This is a genomic window from Cellulosimicrobium arenosum, assembly GCF_014837295.1.
Lineage (GTDB): Bacteria > Actinomycetota > Actinomycetes > Actinomycetales > Cellulomonadaceae > Cellulosimicrobium > Cellulosimicrobium arenosum.
Window position 1 is genome coordinate 275,417 of the sequence record NZ_JACYHB010000004.1, and the last position, 19,378, is coordinate 294,794.

Genomic DNA, 19,378 nt, shown 5'->3' on the forward strand with positions numbered 1-19,378 from the left:
CCCATGCCTGCCGACACCCACGGTCCCGCACCCGTCGGCCCCGCCCCGGGGGCGCGGCTCGACCCCGCCACGCTCGGGTCCGCCGTGTCCGCGCTCCGCGCCGACCTCCAGGCCGCCGACTTCACGGCCGACGGCGTCGAGTCCCTCCTCGGGCCCGTCGCCGCGGCGGCGCTGCACCGCGAGCAGGCGGTCCCGGCGCGCAGGTCCCTCGCGGGACGGCACGAGGCCGCGGCGGTCCTCGCGCGCCTGTTCCTGCTGGGCGGACAGGTCCCGCGCCACGCCCTCGACGCGGCCCTGCCCGGTACGACGACCGACGGGGCCGTGCGGCTCGGCCTCGTCGCGGCGGCGGGTCACGAACCCGACGACGCGGTCCGTGCGCTCGTCGACCTGAGTCCGTACGACGCGACGGACGCGGGCGTCGCCACCGGAGCGGTACATCGGTGGCTCGCCTCCGACCTGGGCGAGCTCGCGACCGGACGGCGCCTCGCGGGAGACCACGTCCTCGGCGCGGGCGGTGCCTCCCTCACGCTCGCGCAGGTCACGATGCGCTCGCCCGTGGGCCGTGCGCTCGACCTGGGCACGGGGTGCGGGATCCAGGCGCTGCACGCCGCCCGGCACGCGCACCACGTCGTGGCGACCGACATCTCCGCGCGGGCGCTGCGGTTCGCCGCGTTCAACGCCGCGCTCGACGGCGTCGAGGTCAGCGGTCCTTCCGCGCGCATCGACCTGCGGCTCGGGTCGATGCTCGAGCCGGTCGTGGACGACGCGTTCGACCTCGTCGTGTCCAACCCGCCGTTCGTCATCACGCCGCAGGCTGCGCGGGGTTCCGGGGCCGCCGGCACGATCCCCTCGTACGAGTACCGCGACGGTGGCCGGGCAGGCGACGACCTCGTGCGCGACCTGGTCACCGGGGTCGGCGCCGTCCTCGCTCCCGGCGGCGTCGCCCAGCTCCTCGGCAACTGGGAGCACCGTCGCGGCGAGCCGTGGGCCGAGCGCGTCGGGTCCTGGCTCGACGCCGCGGGCCTCGACGCCTGGGTGGTCCAGCGCGAGGTCCTGGACCCGGCGGAGTACGCGGAGACGTGGTTGCGGGACGGCGGCACCACGCCGGACCGCGAGCCCGCCGCGTGGGACGCGGCCTACGGGGCCTGGCTCGACGACTTCGCTGCGCGCGACGTCGAGGCGGTCGGGTTCGGCATCGTCACGCTGCGCCGTCCGCTCTCCGGGAGCCCGACGCTGCGCCGGCTCGAGGAGCACACCGGGTCGGTCCGCCAGCCGCTCGGCGCCCACCTTGCCGCCTCGCTCGCCGCGCACGACTGGCTCGCGGCCCGCGACGACGCGGCGCTCGCGGACGAACGGCTCTCGGTCGCCGCGGACGTCACCGAGGAGCGGTTCCACACCCCGGGCGAGCCGGACCCGTCGGTCGTGCTGCTGCGCCAGGGCGACGGGCTCGGTCGCGCCGTGCAGGCCACGACCGGGCTCGCCGCCCTGGTCGGCGCGAGCGACGGCGAGCTCACGGTCGGACAGCTCGTAGGCGCGATCGCTGTGCTGCTCGAGGTCCCGGCCACAGACCTCGCGACAGAGCTCCTCCCCGAGCTCCGCGCACTGACCCGCGACGGCTTCCTGACGCCGACCACGACCTGACCCCTCGTCGAGCACGTCCTGAAGGTCGTCTCCGAGCCTTTCGCGACCCTCAGGTCGTGTTCGGCGGATCGTGTGCCTGGTGCCGGACAGGGAACTTGGTCCTCGGCAGGGGGCCTCAGCGCGCCGCTCGGCACCGGTGTCGGCGATCCGGCCTAGGATCGTCCGCGCGCCCCGGCGTGACCGGGCCATGCCCACTCCTGCCCACACCTGCCCACACCTGCCCGCACCCGCCCGACCGGACAGCCCGAACCACCCGAGAGGACCTGCGTGCTGCACGACGACGTCGAGACCCTGCGTCGGTCGAGCGCGGCGTGGCGGTTGCTGCGGGCGGACACGGCCCCCCTCGTCCTGTCGTTCCTCGGCACGCTGTTCGTCGAGGAGAACGTGCGGGCGATCCCGGAGACCGAGCTCGTCGCGCGGCTCGACGACCACCTCTTCGCGATCCACCGGTCCGCGGGCACGCTCGGGGCGGAGGCGCGCTACCCCCGCACACCGCAGGCGTACGTCGACCACTGGGCACACCCCGAGCAGGGGTGGCTGCGCGCGTGGTACCCGCCCGGGTCCGCAGAGCCGCACTACGACGCGACACCCGCCGTCGAGCAGGCCGTGCGCTGGGTCGCGACGCTGCGCGGCCGGGCGTTCGTCGGTACGGAGTCCCGGCTCAACACCGTGTTCGAGCTCCTGCGCCAGCTCGCGGTCGGCACCCAGACGGACCCGGCCGAGCGCCTGCGCGAGCTGGAGGAGCGCCGGTCGCGCATCGACGAGGAGATCGCGCAGGTGCGGGCCGGTCGGGTCGACGTGCTCGACGCCGCCGCGCAGCGCGACCGGTACCAGCAGCTCTCGCAGACCGCCGCGGACCTGCTGTCCGACTTCCGCGAGGTCGAGGCGAACTTCCGCACCCTCGACCGCGGGCTGCGCGAGCGCATCACGGGCTGGGACGGCGCCAAGGGCGAGCTGCTCGAGGAGGTCGTGCGCTCGCGCAGCGCGATCGCGGAGTCCGACCAGGGTCGGTCGTTCCACGCGTTCTACGACTTCCTGCTCGACAGGCGGCGCCAGGAGGAGTTCGCCGCGCTCGTCGACCAGGTCCAGGCGCTCGACGCGATCAGCACCGACGACCCGCGCCCCGCGCCGGAGCACCGTCGGCTGCGGCGCATCCACTACGACTGGCTCGACGCCGGTGAACGGACCCAGGCCACGGTCCGCACGCTGTCCGAGCAGCTGCGCCGCTTCCTCGACGACCAGGTCTGGCTCGAGAACCGGCGTGTCATGGACATCCTGCGGGGCGTCGAGGCGAAGGCGCTCGCCGCGCGGGACGTGGCCGCCGCTCCGGGGGCGGCCACGCCGCCCGGCATGGCGATCGACGCGGTGGCGCCCGAGGTCGTGCTCCCCACCGAGCGGCCCCTGTTCGCGCCGCGGCCGAGCGCACGCGTCGACTCCGACCACGTCGAGGAGGGCGACGAGGACTTCGAGGTCGCCGCGCTGTACGACCAGGTCCACGTCGACCCGGAGCGCCTCGCGCGCACGGTGCGCCACGCGCTCGTGTCCCTCGGACGGGGCACGGCCGCGGTCTCGCTCGGCGACGTCGTGCGCGACGCGCCCCTCGAGCACGGCCTCGCGGAGCTCGTGACGTACCTGTCGCTCGACGACCCGCGCTTCGTCGTCGTGCACGACGAGGAGGCGACCGACGAGGTGCGCTGGCTCGGGGACGGTCCACCCGCCGTCGGGCACGCCGATGCCCCGCCGGACGAGATCGCCGCCCCCGACCCGGTCGTGCGCGTCGCGCGACTCCCGCGCGTGACGTTCGCGACGAGGCCGGCACCGGGTGGCCCCGTCCTGGAAGACACCCGCAGCCCCGAGGAGACAGCGTGACCAGATCGGCGACGACGGCGACCACGACGGCGACGACATCGGTGACGGCGGCCACCGCTCGCACCGAGCTGTCCGTCGTCGTGACGACGCTGCTCAAGGGGGTCGTGTACCGCGAGTCGGGTCCCCAGACGTGGCGCGACCTGCTCGCGCTCGAGCCCCAGGTGCGCGACGCCGTCGCGATGCTCGGCCTGGAGCTCGTCGTCGACGAGGGCGACGGGTACGCCTATTTGCGCTCGCAGCCCGAGCACGAGCGCGACGAGCGCGTGCCGCGCCTGATCCCGCGCCGCGAGCTGCCGTTCGACGTGAGCCTGCTGCTCGCGCTGCTGCGCAAGCGCCTCGCGCAGTCCGACTCCGAGGGCGGCGACACCCGCCTCGTCGTGACGCGCGCGGAGATCGTCGACATGCTGCGTGTGTTCCTGGCCCAGGACGCGGGCGCCGCGGCGAACGAGGCCCGCCTCGTGGACCGCGTCGACGCGCTCGTGCGGCGCGTCGTCGAGCTGGGCTTCCTGCGGCCCGCGGGCCGGGCCGCGCTGCCCGACGGCGGTGGCGGCGTCGAGCCGGACGACCCGGGCAGGGTGGTCGGTGCGGGCGACGGGAGCGGCGGCGACGGGCCGCCGGACGCCCGGCGGTTCGAGGTGCGGCGCATCCTCAAGGCGTTCGTCGACGCGCAGTGGCTCGCCGACCTCGACGCGCGGCTCGCGCAGTACCTCGAGGTCGCCGCGGCACCGACCGACGGGACGGGCAGCGCGGACAGGACGACGAGCGCAGGGACGGTGGCGTGATGGAGGGCCTGTTCAGCCCGGTGGAGCTGCACGACCCGGCGGCCGACCTCGACGCGCGCGCGGGGTTCCGGCTCGAGCGCCTCGAGGTGCTCAACTGGGGCACCTTCGACGAGCGCGTGTGGGCGTTCGACCTCGACGGGCGCAACGCGCTGCTGACCGGGGACATCGGGTCGGGCAAGTCGACGATCGTCGACGCCGTGACCACGCTCCTCGTGCCGTCGCACCGCATCTCCTACAACAAGGCCGCGGGCGCCGGCGCGCGCGAGCGGTCGCTGCGGTCCTACGTCGCGGGGCACTACAAGTCGGAGCGCGACGTCGCGACCGGCACGACGCGCCACGTCGGGCTGCGCGAGCGTGGCACCTACTCGGTCGTCCTCGGGCGGTTCGCGAACCGCGGGTTCGACCAGCAGGTGACGCTCGCGCAGGTGTTCTGGCTCGCGCCCGGCCAGTCGGGACAGCCGGACCGGTTCTTCGTCACGACCGACCGGCCGCTGACGATCACCGAGGACTTCGCCGGGTTCGGGGGCGACGTCGCGGCGCTGCGGCGCCGGCTGCGCGACGCCGGGGCGCAGGTGCGCGACCACTTTCCCGAGTACGGGCGCGACTTCCGCCGACTGCTCGGGATCGCGTCCGAGCAGGCGATGGACCTGTTCCACCAGACGGTGTCGATGAAGTCCGTCGGCGACCTCGGGGAGTTCGTGCGCGAGCACATGCTCGAGCCGTTCGACGCGGACCGGTGGACGGACCGGCTCGTCGCGCACTTCGACGACCTCACGTCGGCGCACGACGCGGTCGTCCGCGCGACCGCGCAGATCGACCGGCTCGCGCCGCTGCTCGCGGACTGCGACGCGCACGACGAGCTGGGCCGGCGCGCCGACGCGATCACGACACGGCGCGACGCCCTGCGCGCGTTCACGGCGTCGCGTCGCGTGGCGGACCTCGAGGGTCTCATCGGCGCCCTCGACGAGCGCGTCGCCGGCGGTGACGCACGACGCGACCGGGTGTCGTCGGCGCTGACGGAGCTCGGCTCCGAGCGGCAGCGGCTCGAGCTCGAGCGCGCGGGCCACGGCGGCGACCGGCTCGCGGCGATCGAGGGCGAGATCGCGCGGCGCGAGATCGAGCGGGCTGCACGCGAGCGCCGCGTCGCCCAGCTCGCGGGCTACGCCGCGCAGGCCGGGCTGTCGTTCGGCGCGCCCTCCGCTGCCGAACCCCGGTCTACGTCCCTTCCGGCCGCCGGATCGGGAGGCGACGCCGCGTTCGGCGACGGGGGCGAGCGGGCACGGGTCGTCGCGGACGCCCTCGTGGACGCCGACGCGTTCGCCGCGCTGCGCCGCGAGGCCGACGCCGCGGCGTCGGGCTTGCGCGACGAGCTGACCGCGGCCGAGGAGGACGCGGCGGAGGTCGCGGCGCTGCTGCGCGTCGTCGAGCAGGAGACGGCCGAGGTCAAGGCCGAGCTCGCGAGCCTCGCCGACCGCCGCTCGAACCTGCCCCGCACCCACCTGGACCTGCGGGACCGGCTGTGTGCCGGCGTCGGGCTCAGGTCGGGGGACCTGCCGTTCGTGGGAGAGCTGCTCGCCGTCCGCGCCGAGCACGCGGAGTGGGAGGGCGCGGCCGAGCGCGTGCTGCGCGGGTTCGCGCTGTCGCTGCTGGTCCCGGAGGAGCACTACGACGCCGTCGCGGCGTGGGTCGACCGCGAGCACCTCGGCCTGCGGCTCGTCTACCACCGCGTCCCCGAGCGGGTCGGTGCGCCCCGGCGTGCCGCACGCCCCGACGGTGCGCTCCTGCTCGCGGACCTGCTCGACGTCCGCCGGGTCGACGCCGCGCCCGCGCTCACGGCGTGGGTCGAGGCCGAGCTCGAGCGACGCGGCGACCACGCGTGCGCCGCCGACCTCGCCGCGTTCCGGCGCCTGCCGCGCGCCGTCACGCGCTCGGGCCAGGTCAAGCACTCGCCGGACCACCACGAGAAGAACGACGTGCGCGCCGTCGACGACCGTCGCGGCTACGTGCTCGGCTGGACCACGCAGGCCAAGGTCGACGCGCTGCTCGAGCAGGCTGCCGAGGTCACGTCGCGGCGGGACGCGCTCGCGCGCCGTCGGGACGCCGCCGCCGCGCGCCGGGCGGAGCTGGGCGGTCGCGCCGAGGCACTCGGACGGATGGACGTCTTTCGCCATTGGGACGAGCTCGACCGGCAGGCCGAGTCGACGCGCATCGCGGAGCTCGAGGACGAGAAGCACCGTCTCGAGCAGGCGAGCGACGAGCTCGGACGCATCGCCGGCCGGCTCGCGCAGAACGCGCGCCACCAGCGCGAGCTCGAGGCCGAGCGGGACAGCGTGGTCGCGACCCTGGGCGCCGACCGCCACGCGCTGGACGAGGCCCGGTCCGCCCGCGACCGCGCGCGGTCCGTGCTCGACGGCGCGGGCCAGGCGCTCGACGAGGAGACGACGGCGGCCCTCGCAGCCGAGTTCGACCGTGAGCTCGCGGCGGACGGCGGGGACGGCGCGGGCGGTGCCGCCGCCGCTCGGCCGCGGACCGCCGACCTGGACGCGGTCGAGAGCGCCGTGCGCAACCGGCTCACGGCCGAGGCGGAGCAGGCGCAGCGCGAGCGCGCGGACCTCGGCACGCGGGTCGCGGGGCAGATGGCGGGGTTCCGCTCCGCGTACCCCGTGGAGACGGCGGAGCTCGACGCCGACGTGCGCTCCGCCGACGGGTACCGCGAGATCCACGACCGGCTCGTGCGCGACGACCTGCCGCGCTTCGAGGCCGACTTCAAGGCGTACCTCAACACCAACGCGATCCGGGACATCGCCGGGTTCGCCGCGGAGCTCGCCAAGCAGGCCGACCTCATCCGGGACCGCATCGACACGATCAACGACTCGCTGCGCGCGATCGACTACAACCCCGGTCGGTACATCCGGCTCGAGGTGTCGCGCACGCCGAACGTCGAGGTCCGCGAGTTCCAGCAGGACCTGCGCGCGTGCACCGACGGCGACGGCATCCTCGCCGAGGAGGACCGCGCCCTCGCCGAGGGCGACGGCGCGCTGGCCGAGGGGAGCGGGGCGCTGTCGTACTCCGAGGACCGGTTCCTGCGCGTCAAGGCGCTCGTCGAGCGGTTCCGCGGTCGCGAGGGCACGACCGACCTCGACGAGGCATGGCGCCGCCGGGTCACGGACGTGCGCAACTGGTTCGTGCTGTCCGCGTCCGAGCGCTCGCGTGCCGACGACTCCGAGCACGAGCACTACTCCGACTCCGGCGGCAAGTCCGGCGGGCAGAAGGAGAAGCTCGCCTACACGATCCTCGCGGCGTCGCTCGCCTACCAGTTCAAGCTCGACTGGGGCGCGGTGCGCTCGACGGCGTTCCGGTTCGTCGTGATCGACGAGGCGTTCGGACGGGGGTCGGACGAGTCGACGCGGTTCGCGCTCGAGCTGTTCCGCCGGCTCGGCCTGCAGCTGCTCATCGTCACGCCGCTGCAGAAGATCCACGTCATCGAGCCGTACATCTCGGCCGTGGGGTTCGTCGACAACCCGGCCGGTCGGTCGTCGCGGTTGCGCACGCTCTCGATCGACGCGTACCGCGACGGCCGGGAGGTCAGGGACGGGCAGCCTTCGGCAGCGGTGGTGCCGCGGTAGCGCGAGACGCGAGTCAGGTGCGCACCGCGGTCGCAGAGGGCGCGGTCGGTCAGGCGAGCGGGCGGGGACGGCGCTCGCCGGCGAACGTCGAGGCCAGGATCGCCTCGATCGAGAACGCCGTGGCGCCCGCGAGGTCGACGGCCTCCGGGTCGAGCAGCCACTGGATCTGCAGGCCGTCCATGACGCCGATGATCGACGACGCCGCGCGGTCGACCGCCTCGTCGCTGATCTCGAGGTCCGCGTCGAGGTCACCGGACTGCTTGCGGTCGGCGATCACCTCGTGCAGCGCCTCGGCGATCTCGGCGCGCAGCACCGAGAAGCGCTCGGTGACCCAGGCGCTCGCGGGGTGACCGTCGGTGACGGACTCGCCGGTCAGCACGGTGTAGGCCTGGACGATCCCGGGTCGTGCGGAGTTGATCTCCGCGGTCCGCACGAGGTGTCGGAACAGGTCGAGGCCACCGGGGATGTGCTGACCCTCCAGGTGCTCGACGTCGGCCTCGTCGCGGAACTTGAGCACCTCGGTCAGCAGCCGGTCCTTGGAGCCGAAGTGGTGCAGGACTCCTGCGTGGGTGATGCCTACCTGCTCGGCGACGTCGGCGAGCGAACCCTGGTGGTAGCCCTTGGACCCGAACACGCGCATGGCGGACCGCAGGATCTCCTCGCGGCGCGCCAGGGTCGATGCTCGAGGGCGCCGGACCCGGCGGGCGGGAGCCGTCGGCGCCGCTGCGTCGGAGGCGTCGGGTCCGGCGGCGGTCGCCGTACGCGGCGAGACGTCAGTCATGGGAGTAACCATACTGTGATCTCTTTTCTCTTACTAACGAGTAAGTAATGGTGCTTGAATCTGGTCCGTCGTGGGTTCTCCACGCCGACGTCCCGTGCAAGGAGGCACCGTGAGCTCCCGTCCACTCCCCGGCGGCGGACGCCGCAGAGGTGCCGGCACGCTCGCCGTCGTCCTCGTGGCCGCTCTCGTCACGGCCTGCTCCGGCGCGGGTGACGACGAGCCCGTGGTCCGAGAGCATCGCCCGCCCCTCACCGTCGGCATGCCGAACACCGTCGAGGAGGAGGACAACAACCCGTTCGACAGCGGCTCGGCCGCACAGAAGCTCGGGTACGCCTACGCCGTGTTCGAGCCGCTCGCGCAGGTCAACGCGAACGACCCGACCGAGCCCCCGATGCCCTGGCTCGCGAGCAGCTGGACCTGGAACGAGGACTACACCCGGTTGCGCATCGTCCCGCGGGAGGGTGTGACCTGGTCGGACGGCGAACCCTTCAGCGCCGAGGACGTGGCCTACTCGTTCCGCATCCGGATGGAGAACACGGCGCTCAACCCCGAGCTGCTGCCCTACGAGGACGTCACGCTCGACGACGGCGACGTGGTCGTCTCGTTCTCGAGCGGGCAGTACGTCAACCAGACGCGGCCGCTCAACGCACTCGTCGTCCCGGAGCACCTGTGGGGCGCGCTGGTGACCGAGGCGCTCCAGGACGACCCGCTGCTCGAACCTGTCGGGACCGGCCCGTACGTCCTCGACAGCTTCTCGACCGACGAGGTGCGGCTCGTGGCGCGCGACGACTACTGGGGCGGTGAGCTCGCCGTGCCCGAGCTGCGCTACCGCCCGTTCGACGGCAACGAGGCCATCACCGCGGCCTACGTGGCGGGTGACGTGCAGTGGGGCTGGGCGTACATCACGGAGTACAACACGGTCTACATCGCCGCCGACCCGGACAACTACCACCAGTTCGCGCCGACGGGCCTGGGGATCGACGCGCTCTTCCTCAACACCCGGGTGCCGCCGTTCGACGACGTCGCGGTCCGCCGCGCGGTCAACGCGGTCGTCAACCGGGACGACGTCTCCCTGCTCGCCACGTCGGGGGTCTGGCGCCCGCTGCGCAACGCCACGGGCCTTCCTCAGCCCGCCGGCGACGACTACATCGCTCCTCGGTTCGCGGACGCCGACCTGACCCCCGACCTCGCCGCGGCCGCGCAGGTCCTGGCCGACGCCGGGTACGTGCTCGAGGACGGAGTCCTGCTCGACCCGGACGACGGAGAGCCGGTGACGTTCACGCTGACCAACCCCGAGGGGTGGTCGGACTACATGTGGGAGCTCGAGCTGATCTCCCACGCCGTCGAGCCGCTCGGAATCGAGGCCACGGTCGAGGGTCAGGACGAGGCGGAGTGGTTCGAGGCGATCGGGCTCGGGGACTTCCAGGCCTCGATGCACTGGACCGATCCGGGCGCGACACCGTGGGACACGTACTCGGGCCAGATGAACGGCTCGCACCTGCGACCGCTGGGAGAGCGCGCCGAGTGGAACTTCGGCAGGTTCCAGGACGAGCGCGCCGACGAGGCGTTCGTCCGCTACGCGTCGACGACCGACCCGGCGGAGCGCACCGAGGCGATGGAGACCCTCCAGGAGGTGTACGTCGACCAGGTGCCCACGATCCCGCTGCTCGGGCGGCCCAACGCCGCGCAGTACTCCACGCGGGACTACACGGGCTTCCCGTCGGCGGCGGACCCCTACGCGTCGCCCCAGCCGACGAACCCCGCGGCGTCCCTGGTCCTGACCCGGCTCCGGCCCAGCGACCCCACGTCGTGAGGACGCGCGGCTGACGCGTGGGCGGACACCTGACGAGCGGGCCGACGCCCGACGAGCGGGGGCAGGCGTCCCACGGGAGCGCTCCGATCGCCTACCGTAGGAGGATGCTCGCCGAACCCGCTCCGGCCGCGGGGGCGCCGACGGGTTCTGCGCCGAGGCCACCAGAGGCCCCCGAGCCGGGTCCGCACCCCGCCGCGCGGCTCTCGGCCGCTCTCGTGGCGGTCGGTGCCGCGATCCTCGCGTGGATGGTGTGGCGCTACTTCGTGGACACGTACGCCGGTCAGATGGTCGACCGCGCCGCGTTCGACGGCGCGGCGAACGGGCAGGGGACCCTGTGGGGCGTCGCTCGCCCGGTGCTGGAGATCGTGTCGGTCGCGTTCGTCGTCGCGGGCCTGGGCACGGCCGTGGGCATCGCGCTCGTGCGCCGGCGCTGGGGACTGGCGGTGCAGGTCGTCGTCCTCGTCGCGGGGGCGAACATCACGACCCAGCTGGTCAAGCACACTCTCCTCGGCCGGGAGAACCTGATCGGCGGGTGGACGGCGGAGAACTCCCTGCCCAGCGGGCACACGACCGTGGCGGCCTCCGTCGCGGTCGCCGTGCTGCTCGTCGTGCCGCGCGCGGCACGGCCGGTCGTCGCGCTCCTCGGGTGTGCGTACACCGTGCTGACCGGGGTCTCGACCCTCGTCGGGCAGTGGCACCGGCCCAGCGACGTCGTCGCCGCCGTCCTGGTCGTCCTCGCCTGGGGCGGGCTCGTGCTCGTCTTCACGCCGCGGTCCGCGCTCGACCCCGTCGGCCGGACCTCGTCGGGCGCCGCCGTGGTCGCGTCTCTCCTCGGGCTGGGGGCCACGCTCGCCGGCGTCGTGGCGCTGCTGGCGCTCCGCGCGACGCCCGCGACGTGGGACACGACGGCCGCCCAGGAGGTCACGGCCTACGCGGGCGGGGTCGCCGGGGTCGTCGCGGTGAGCGCAGGGGTCTTCGCGCTGCTGCTGCTGCTGCGCCAGGCAACCGCTCGGCCCCGCTCGTCGCACGCACGGTAGGGTGCCGCAGGCGCGGGTGGCGTACCGTCGAGAGCCGCCGCCCCCACCGGGGAGGCCGCGCCGACGACCGCACCGAACGAAAGCAGGATGGGATGCCACGCAAGCTCGTGATCGTCGAGTCGCCCGCGAAGGCCCGCAAGATCCAGGGCTATCTCGGCGACGACTACGAGGTCGAGGCGAGCGTCGGGCACATCCGTGACCTGCCGCAGCCGTCCGAGCTGCCCGCCGACATGAAGAAGGGGCCGTACGGCAAGTTTGCCGTCGACGTCGACAACGGGTTCGACCCCTACTACGAGGTCTACGGCGACAAGCGGAAGAAGGTCGCCGAGCTCAAGCGGGCGCTCAAGGAAGCCGACGAGCTCTACCTCGCGACGGACGAGGACCGCGAGGGCGAGGCCATCGCGTGGCACCTCCTCGAGGCGCTGAAGCCCAAGGTGCCGGTCAAGCGCATGGTCTTCCACGAGATCACGCGCGAGGCGATCCAGCGCGCCCTGCAGAACACCCGCGACCTCGACGTGAACCTGGTGGACGCGCAGGAGACCCGCCGCATCCTCGACCGCCTGTACGGGTACGAGGTCTCGCCGGTGCTGTGGCGCAAGGTCCGCCAGGGCCTGTCCGCGGGCCGCGTGCAGTCGGTCGCGACGCGTCTCGTCGTCGAGCGCGAGCGGGAGCGCATGGCGTTCGTCGCTGCCGAGTACTGGGACGTCTCCGGCGACTTCGGTCTCGCGGACACCGCGCACGACGACGCGGGGCAGTCGTTCCGCGCGCGCCTCGTCTCCCTCGGAGGGCGTCGCGTCGCCACCGGTCGCGACTTCGACGACCGCGGGCAGCTGAAGGTCGGCACGGCAGGTCGCGACGACGTGGTGCGTCTCGACCACGCCACGGCGGACGCGGTCGTCGGCGGTCTGACGGACGCTGCGTTCGCCGTCCGCAGCCTCGAGACCAAGCCGTACACGCGCCGTCCGGCCGCGCCGTTCACGACGTCGACGTTGCAGCAGGAGGCGAGCCGCAAGCTGCGCATGTCGGCGCGCCAGTCGATGCGCACCGCGCAGTCGCTCTACGAGAACGGCTACATCACCTACATGCGGACGGACTCGCCGTCGTTGTCGACGGAGGCGACGAACGCCGCGAGAACCCAGGCGTCCGAGCTGTACGGCGCGGACTTCGTGCCCCGGAAGCCGCGCGTCTACACCGCGAAGAACCAGGGGGCCCAGGAGGCCCACGAGGCGATCCGGCCGGCAGGGGACTCGTTCCGCACGCCCGCCCAGGTCGCCAAGGAGCTCAGCGGCGACCAGTTCAAGCTCTACGAGCTGATCTGGAAGCGCACCGTGGCGTCGCAGATGGCGGACGCCAAGGGGTCGACGGCGTCCGTCCGCGTCGGGGCCCCGGTCCAGGTCCGGGCCGCCGCGCAGTCGTCGGGCGGACCGCTCGACGGCTCGTCCTCCCCCGAGGCGGTCTTCGCGGCGTCCGGGACCGTCATCACGTTCCGCGGGTTCCTCGCCGCGTACGAGGAGAGCTCGGACGTCGACCGGTACGCCGAGGAGTCGCTCGGCGCGGGGACCGGGTCGGACGGCAAGGACGAGAAGGGCGAGACCCGCCTTCCCCGCATGGCCGAGGGTGACGCGATGCGCGGCGACGACCTCGAGGCCGCCGGGCACTCGACGTCGGCCCCGCCCCGCTATACCGAGGCGAGCATCGTCAAGGCGCTGGAGGAGCTCGGGATCGGGAGGCCGTCGACGTACGCGTCGACGATCTCGACGATCCAGGACCGCGGGTACGTGCTCTCCCGAGGGCAGGCGCTCGTGCCGAGCTGGGTGGCGTTCGCCGTCGTGCGTCTGCTCGAGGAGCACTTCGACCGGTTGATCGACTACGACTTCACGGCCCGCATGGAGGCCGACCTGGACGAGATCGCCGCGGGGCGTCGCGACCGCGTCGAGTGGCTCACGCGGTTCTACTTCGGCGACGCGGCGCAGGGGCCCGAGGGTGAGGGGCTGCGCGAGCTCGTCGAGAACCTCGGAGACATCGACGCGCGCGGGATCAACTCCGTGGCGATCGGCGAGGGCATCAACCTCCGCGTGGGCCGCTACGGCCCCTACGTCGAGGACCTCGCCGCCGAGGTGAAGGAGGGCGAGAACCCGCCCCGGGCCTCGGTGCCGGACGACGTCGCGCCCGACGAGCTGACGGTCGCCAAGGCGCGCGAGCTCCTCGCCGCGGGGGCCGACGACGGCAAGGTGCTCGGTACCGACCCCGTCTCGGGCAACCAGATCATCGCGCGCGCAGGCCGCTACGGCCCGTACGTGACCGAGGTGCTCGATCTTCCGCCGATCGACACCAGCCTGTCGGCGGCCGCCCAGAAGCGGGCGAAGGCCGCCCAGCCCAAGCCGCGCACCGGGTCGCTGCTCAAGACGATGACGCTCGAGACCGTCACGATCGAGGACGCGCTGAAGCTGCTCTCCCTGCCGCGCGTCGTCGGGGCGGACCCCGAGTCGGGCGAGGAGATCACGGCGCAGAACGGCCGCTACGGCCCGTACCTGAAGAAGGGGACGGACTCACGCAGCCTGCCCGACGAGGAGTCGTTGTTCACCGTCACCCTCGACGAGGCGGTCGAGCTGTACAAGCAGCCCAAGCGCGGCCGCGGCCGCACCGCGACCCCGCCGCTGCGTGAGCTGGGCGAGGACCCGACGAGCGGCAAGCCGATCGTGGTCAAGGACGGCCGGTTCGGCGAGTACGTGACGGACGGTGAGACCAACCGGACCCTGCCGCGCGACGTCACGCCCGAGTCGATCACGCCGGAGCAGGCGGTCGAGCTGCTCGCTGAGAAGCGCGCGCAGGGCCCCAAGAAGCGCACGCCGGCGAAGAAGCCGGCAGCAAAGAGGCCGGCAGCGAAGAAGAAGCCGGCAGCGACGAAGAAGTGACGCCGAGGTAGAACCGCACGTCGCGAGGTAGAACACACGGAGCTCGACCTCGCGACGTGCGGTGCTACCTCGTGGGTGGTGGCCGGCGGCGGGTCAGTCGACCGTCACCGCCTCGAGCACCGGGAGGCGCGACGCCCGGATGGCCGGCCACACGCTCGCGACGAGGCCGATGACCACGGCGACGCCGAGGATCGCGAGCACCTGTTCCCAGGGCACGGCGAGGGTGCTCAACCCCTCGTCGGCGAGCACCCCGGGCAGCGCGGCACCGATCCCGATGCCCGTCGCGACGCCCAGCACCGTCCCGTAGACGGCCGTGAGCACGGACTCGACCGCGATGATGCCCGCGAGCTGCAGACGCCCCAGCCCGACGGCGCGGAGCAGCCCGATCTCGCGGGTGCGCTCGATCACGGACAGCGCGAGCGTGTTCACGATCCCGAGCAGCGCGATGACGATGGACAGCGCGAGCAGCGCGTAGAGGATCACGAGCACCTGGTCCACCTGGTCGGCGTAGGCCGACGCGGTCTCCTCGCGGTCCAGCACGGTCACGACGAGGTACGGCTCGACCGCGTCGGTCAGCGACACCCGCAGGTCGGCGACGGTCGTCCCCGGCGTGACGGTCACGTACACGATCCGCGTGCTCGTCTGGGATGCGGGCACGACGTCGTCGAACACCTCGTCGCGCACGAGGACGCCGGTGCCGACGAGCTGGCTGTCGATGATCGCCCCGACGGTCGCGTCCACCGTCCCGCCGTCGGCCTCGGACGAGTCCGCGGACCCGAGCCGCAGGGTGTCGCCCACCTCCCAGCCGCGTTCGCGCGCGGTGCGCCGGTGCACGACGACGTCCCCTGCCTCGAGCGTGGAGGTCGGGTCCCCCTCGAGGGCGACGGGCTCGAGCGCCGTGTCGAAGAACGCGGCGGGCACGCCGGCGACGTCCGTCCCGTCGGATCCGGCGTCCGGCTCGCCCGCCGTGCCCGTGCCGCCGGCGTCCACGACGGCCGCCGGCGCGACGCCGAGCCGGACTGCGTCGACCGTCCCCGCCCCGGGCGCGTCGCGCACGGCGTCGACCGCGCCGTCGGGCACGGTCCGGGTCGCGGAGTCCACGACCAGGTCCGCCCGGACCTCGGTATCGATGATGCTCCGCACCGACGCCTGCGTGGACGCCGCGATGACGCCCGTCACGGACACGAGCGCCATGCCGATGAGCAGGGCCCCGGCCGTGCTCGCCGTGCGGCGAGGGCTCCGCGTGACGTTCCCCTGCGCGAGCCGTCCGAGCGGCCGCAGCGCCACCACGAGCGGCAGGGAGAGCACGGTGAGGACCGGCCGTGCGACGGCCGGCGACCCGACGAGCACCCCGACGAGCACGAGCCCCGCACCGACGCCGAGCAGGACGCGCGGGCTGAGGTCGTCGGCCCAGGTCCAGCCGGTCGGGGACTCCGAGACCGACGACCCGAGAAGCGAGGCGAGCCAGAGAGCTCCCGCCCCCGCCGCGACGACGACGATCCCGCCGACGGCACGCGTACGGGTCCCGCGCTCCGGGGCGACGTCGTCGCGCATCGCCTGGACGGGGGGTATCGCCGCCGCCCGGCGGGCGGGCAGCACGGCCGCGAGCACGCTCACGGCAGCACCCAGGACGAGGGCGAGCGCGACCTGGCCGCCGCCGAGCGGCGCGCGTCCCGCGAATTCCAGGTCGGCGAGGGCCAGGCCCCAGCGGATGACACGCACGAGACCGGCGCCGGCGAGCACCCCGAGGCCCCCGCCCACGAGCCCCACGAGGAACGCCTGCGCCAGCACCGACGTGAAGACCTGCCCGGGGGACGCGCCGAGCGCGCGCAGCAGCGCGAGCTCGCGCAGGCGCTCGCGCACCGACATCTGGAACGTGTTGGCGATGATGAACGCGCCCACGAAGAGCGCGATCGCGGCGAAGATCAGCAGGAACGTCTGCACGAACCCGAGGACCTGCTCGATCGACTCGCTCGCCTCGTCCCGGGCCTGCTGGCCCGTGACGGCTTCGGCTCCGTCGGGCAGGTCGGCGCCGACCCGGTCCGCGATGTCCTCCTCGTCGGCGGCGCCGGGAGGTCCGGCGTCCCCGGCTGCGGGTCCTGACGCCCACACCGCGATCTGTGCGACCTCGCCGTCCGGCGCGTAGACCTCTCGTGCGGTCGCGTCGTCGAGACCGACGAGGATCGCGCCCGCCGCGGCCGCCTCGATCGCGAACACGCCGGAGACGGTGACGGGGCGCGGCTCGTCGCCGAGCACGAGCGTCGTCTCGTCGCCCGCCGCCAGCCCCGCGGTCCGGGCCGCGCTCGACTCCAGGACGATCTCGCCCGCGTCGGGCCACGCGCCGTCGGTGAGCACGAGGCTCGGGTCCTGCGGGTCGATCCCGAAGGCGATGCTGGGCGGCCCGGTCGTGACGACGGCCTCGCCGTCGGCGTCGACGAGAACGGCCGGCCCGGAGACGTCGGGGACGGCGCGGTCCACGCCGTCGACCTGCTCGATCGTCTCCACGAGGTCCGCGGAGACCGGGGTGCGCGTGCCACCGAGGTTCTGCACGTCCCCGGCGGCCGCCTCGGTGGAGTCTCCCGAGACCTCCTCGGCGCCGCGCACGTAGACGTCCGCGACGACGGTCGTGGCGATGATGTCGTCGAACGTCGAGGACAGCATCGTGCGGAAGGCGAACGTCCCGACGACGAACGCGACGCCGAGCGTCACCGCGAGCACGGAGAGCACGAACCGCACGGGGTGCGCGCGCACCCCGCGCAGCGCGACCCGGATCACGCGGTCCGCTCTGCCACGTCGACGTCGACGTCGGCGGGTCCGTCGCCCGCGGCACCGCCGGCCGAGCCGGCGAGCGTCTCGAGGATCTCCTGCTGCGTGGGGTCGCGGAGCTCGCCGACGATCCGTCCGTCGGCGAGGAAGACGACGCGGTGGGCGTACGACGCCGCGCGCGGGTCGTGCGTGACCATGACGACCGTCTGGCCGAGCTCGTCCACCGATCGCCGCAGGAACGCGAGCACCTCCCCGGCAGACCGCGAGTCGAGGTTCCCCGTGGGCTCGTCCGCGAAGACGATCGACGGCCGGGACACGAGAGCGCGGGCGCACGCGACGCGCTGCTGCTGCCCGCCGGACAGCTCGGACGGGCGGTGGTGCAGGCGGTCGCGCAGCCCGACGGCGGCCGTCACCTCGTCGTACCAGGCGCGGTCGACGCGCGTGCGGGAGATGTCGAGCGGGAGCGTGATGTTCTCCGCCGCGGTGAGCGTGGGCACGAGGTTGTACGACTGGAAGACGAACCCGATGTGCGTACGTCGCAGCGCCGTCAGGCGCCGCTGCGACATGCGCGAGATGTCGACGCCGTCGACCACGACCGTGCCGGACGTGGGGGAGTCGAGCCCGGCCATGCAGTGCATGAGGGTGGACTTGCCGGAGCCGGACGGCCCCATGATGGCGGTGAGGCCCCCGCGCGCGAAGTCGACGTCGACGCCGTCGAGCGCGCGCACCGCCGTCGGGCCGGAGCCGTAGACCTTCACCAGGTCGCGCGCGCTCGCGCGCGCCTCGAGGTCGCCCATCGCCACATCGTGTCCTGTCCCGCGGCGCCGCGCATCATCCGGGCGGGTGAGCGGTGCGCCGGAGCGGATAGCGTGTGCGCATGACCGACGCCTCGCACCGCACCGCCATGCCCGTCCCCGACCTTCCCGCCGACGTGTCCGGGGTCGTGCCCGACCCGCGCTCGGCCCCGCCGCTGCGCTGGGGGATCCTCGGTGCCGGCTGGATCGCGGGCACGTTCGCCGAGGCGGTGCGCCGGCACACGCGCAGCCGTGTGGCGGCCGTGGGGTCCCGTGACGACGCGAAGGCGGAACGCTTCGCGACCGCGCACGGCATCCCGACGACCCACCGGGGCTACGACGCGCTCGTGCACGACCCGCAGCTCGACGCGGTCTACGTCGCCACGCCGCACTCCCACCACCGCGAGCACGCGCTGCTGGCGATCCGGGCCGGCAAGCACGTGCTGGTGGAGAAGGCGTTCACGCGCAACGGGGCCGAGGCCCGTGAGGTGCTCGACGCGGCACGCGACGCCGGGGTGTTCGTGATGGAGGCGATGTGGACGCGGCACCTGCCGCACGTCGCCGCGCTGCGCAGCGCGATCGCGCGCGGCGAGATCGGCGACGTCGTGCACGTCGCCGCGGACCACGGGCAGTGGTTCCCGCTCGACCCGGCGCACCGGCTGTACGCGCCCGGGCTCGCGGGCGGCGCGCTGCTCGACCTCGGGGTCTACCCGGTGTCGTTCGCGCACGACCTGCTGGGAGCGCCCGAGACCGTCACGGCCGTCGGCGCGCTGGCCGAGACCGGGGTGGACGGGCAGGTGAGCATCGTCCTCGGGTACCCGGGCGGGGTGCAGGCGACGTTGAGCACCACGCTGTGGTCGCGGACCGCGACGACGGCAGTGGTCTCCGGCACCGCCGGTCGCATCGAGGTCGACGGGGACTTCTACTCCCCGTCGTCGTTCCGGGTCGTCCGCAACGACGGCACGTCGTGGTCCTACGACGGCGGGACCGTCGACGGGTTCCAGTTCCAGGCCGCGGAGGTCGCGCGACGCGTCGAGGCGGGCGAGACGCAGAGCCCCCGCATGTCCTGGGACGGCACGCTCGAGGTCATGCGCACGCTCGACGAGGTGCGCCGTCAGGTGGGGGTCGTCTACCCGGGTGAGTGACCGGCCTGGGTGCGAGTGCATCCGTCCCTCCCTAGCGTGACCTCAGTGTCAGGGTGACGGTGCCGCTTCGCGGTGGTTGGGTCCTGTCACCGGGGTGTCTGACTCTTAGCGTGGCTGCCTTCGTGGCTTGCATGTGAATTGTCGACACCCGGTGGGAGGACCGGCCGGCGTGACTTGATAGGAGCGTGGCATCGCCCCCGACTGAGGTT

11 protein-coding genes are annotated in these 19,378 nt (G+C 73.8%); 8 read left to right on the forward strand and 3 right to left on the reverse strand.

The window, feature by feature from the left end; all coding sequences use genetic code 11:
• Positions 1–3 precede the first annotated feature (3 nt).
• From IF651_RS07490 to IF651_RS07505, 4 genes are all read left to right on the forward strand, one after another.
• Positions 4–1,641, forward strand: a complete 1,638-nt coding sequence (locus tag IF651_RS07490; RefSeq protein ID WP_191828455.1) for a DUF7059 domain-containing protein — start codon at positions 4–6, stop codon at positions 1,639–1,641.
• A 267-nt stretch (positions 1,642–1,908) separates the two neighbouring features.
• A complete protein-coding gene (locus IF651_RS07495; RefSeq protein ID WP_191828456.1) occupies positions 1,909–3,510 on the forward strand; it encodes a DUF3375 family protein in 1,602 nt (533 codons plus the stop codon).
• Positions 3,507–4,292, forward strand: coding sequence for a DUF4194 domain-containing protein (locus tag IF651_RS07500; protein ID WP_338403830.1), 786 nt, complete (start codon positions 3,507–3,509; stop codon positions 4,290–4,292). The genes IF651_RS07495 and IF651_RS07500 overlap by 4 nt, the downstream gene beginning before the upstream one ends.
• Positions 4,292–7,918, forward strand: a complete 3,627-nt coding sequence (locus tag IF651_RS07505) for an ATP-binding protein (RefSeq protein ID WP_191828457.1) — start codon at positions 4,292–4,294, stop codon at positions 7,916–7,918. The genes IF651_RS07500 and IF651_RS07505 overlap by 1 nt, the downstream gene beginning before the upstream one ends.
• A 49-nt stretch (positions 7,919–7,967) precedes the next feature.
• On the opposite strand, the gene IF651_RS07510 is transcribed toward IF651_RS07505, so the two are convergent.
• Complete coding sequence (locus IF651_RS07510; RefSeq protein ID WP_191828458.1) at positions 7,968–8,699, reverse strand: TetR/AcrR family transcriptional regulator; 732 nt, start codon at positions 8,697–8,699, stop codon at positions 7,968–7,970.
• Positions 8,700–8,808: 109 nt separating this feature from the next.
• Between IF651_RS07510 and IF651_RS07515 the strand changes: the two genes are divergently transcribed.
• The 3 genes from IF651_RS07515 to topA all read left to right on the forward strand — a co-directional run bounded on the left by IF651_RS07515 (position 8,809) and on the right by topA (position 14,464).
• Entirely contained in the window at positions 8,809–10,512 is a 1,704-nt protein-coding gene (locus IF651_RS07515) for an ABC transporter substrate-binding protein (protein ID WP_191828459.1), read from the forward strand.
• A 104-nt stretch (positions 10,513–10,616) separates the two neighbouring features.
• A complete protein-coding gene (locus IF651_RS07520) occupies positions 10,617–11,549 on the forward strand; it encodes a phosphatase PAP2 family protein (RefSeq protein ID WP_191828460.1) in 933 nt (310 codons plus the stop codon).
• 92 nt (positions 11,550–11,641) lie between these two features.
• Positions 11,642–14,464: a type I DNA topoisomerase gene (topA, locus tag IF651_RS07525; protein ID WP_191828461.1), complete on the forward strand. Its 2,823-nt coding sequence runs from the start codon at positions 11,642–11,644 to the stop codon at positions 14,462–14,464.
• A 93-nt stretch (positions 14,465–14,557) separates the two neighbouring features.
• On the opposite strand, the gene IF651_RS07530 is transcribed toward topA, so the two are convergent.
• Both IF651_RS07530 and IF651_RS07535 read right to left on the reverse strand, forming a co-directional pair.
• Positions 14,558–17,239 (reverse strand): FtsX-like permease family protein, encoded by a 2,682-nt coding sequence (locus IF651_RS07530; RefSeq protein ID WP_191828462.1) that lies wholly within the window; start codon positions 17,237–17,239, stop codon positions 14,558–14,560.
• Positions 17,236–18,027 carry an ABC transporter ATP-binding protein gene (locus tag IF651_RS07535; RefSeq protein ID WP_191828463.1) on the reverse strand — a complete coding sequence of 264 codons (792 nt, stop codon included), beginning with the start codon at positions 18,025–18,027 and terminating at the stop codon, positions 17,236–17,238. Before IF651_RS07535 ends, IF651_RS07530 begins: the two co-directional genes overlap by 4 nt.
• A gap of 107 nt (positions 18,028–18,134) precedes the next feature.
• On the opposite strand from IF651_RS07535, the gene IF651_RS07540 reads away from it, so the two are divergent.
• Positions 18,135–19,169, forward strand: coding sequence for a Gfo/Idh/MocA family protein (locus IF651_RS07540; protein ID WP_241744235.1), 1,035 nt, complete (start codon positions 18,135–18,137; stop codon positions 19,167–19,169).
• Positions 19,170–19,378 lie beyond the last annotated feature (209 nt).

Excerpts from the sequence above, each read along its gene's own strand:
- IF651_RS07490 (WP_191828455.1), top strand. The coding sequence starts at position 4 with ATGCCTGCCGACACCCACGGTCCCGCACCCGTCGGCCCCGCCCCGGGG.
- IF651_RS07505 (WP_191828457.1), top strand. The coding sequence starts at position 4,292 with ATGGAGGGCCTGTTCAGCCCGGTGGAGCTGCACGACCCGGCGGCCGAC.
- IF651_RS07510 (WP_191828458.1), bottom strand. The coding sequence starts at position 8,699 with ATGACTGACGTCTCGCCGCGTACGGCGACCGCCGCCGGACCCGACGCC.
- IF651_RS07520 (WP_191828460.1), top strand. The coding sequence starts at position 10,617 with ATGCTCGCCGAACCCGCTCCGGCCGCGGGGGCGCCGACGGGTTCTGCG.
- topA (WP_191828461.1), top strand. The coding sequence starts at position 11,642 with ATGCCACGCAAGCTCGTGATCGTCGAGTCGCCCGCGAAGGCCCGCAAG.
- IF651_RS07535 (WP_191828463.1), bottom strand. The coding sequence starts at position 18,027 with ATGGGCGACCTCGAGGCGCGCGCGAGCGCGCGCGACCTGGTGAAGGTC.
- IF651_RS07540 (WP_241744235.1), top strand. The coding sequence starts at position 18,135 with ATGCCCGTCCCCGACCTTCCCGCCGACGTGTCCGGGGTCGTGCCCGAC.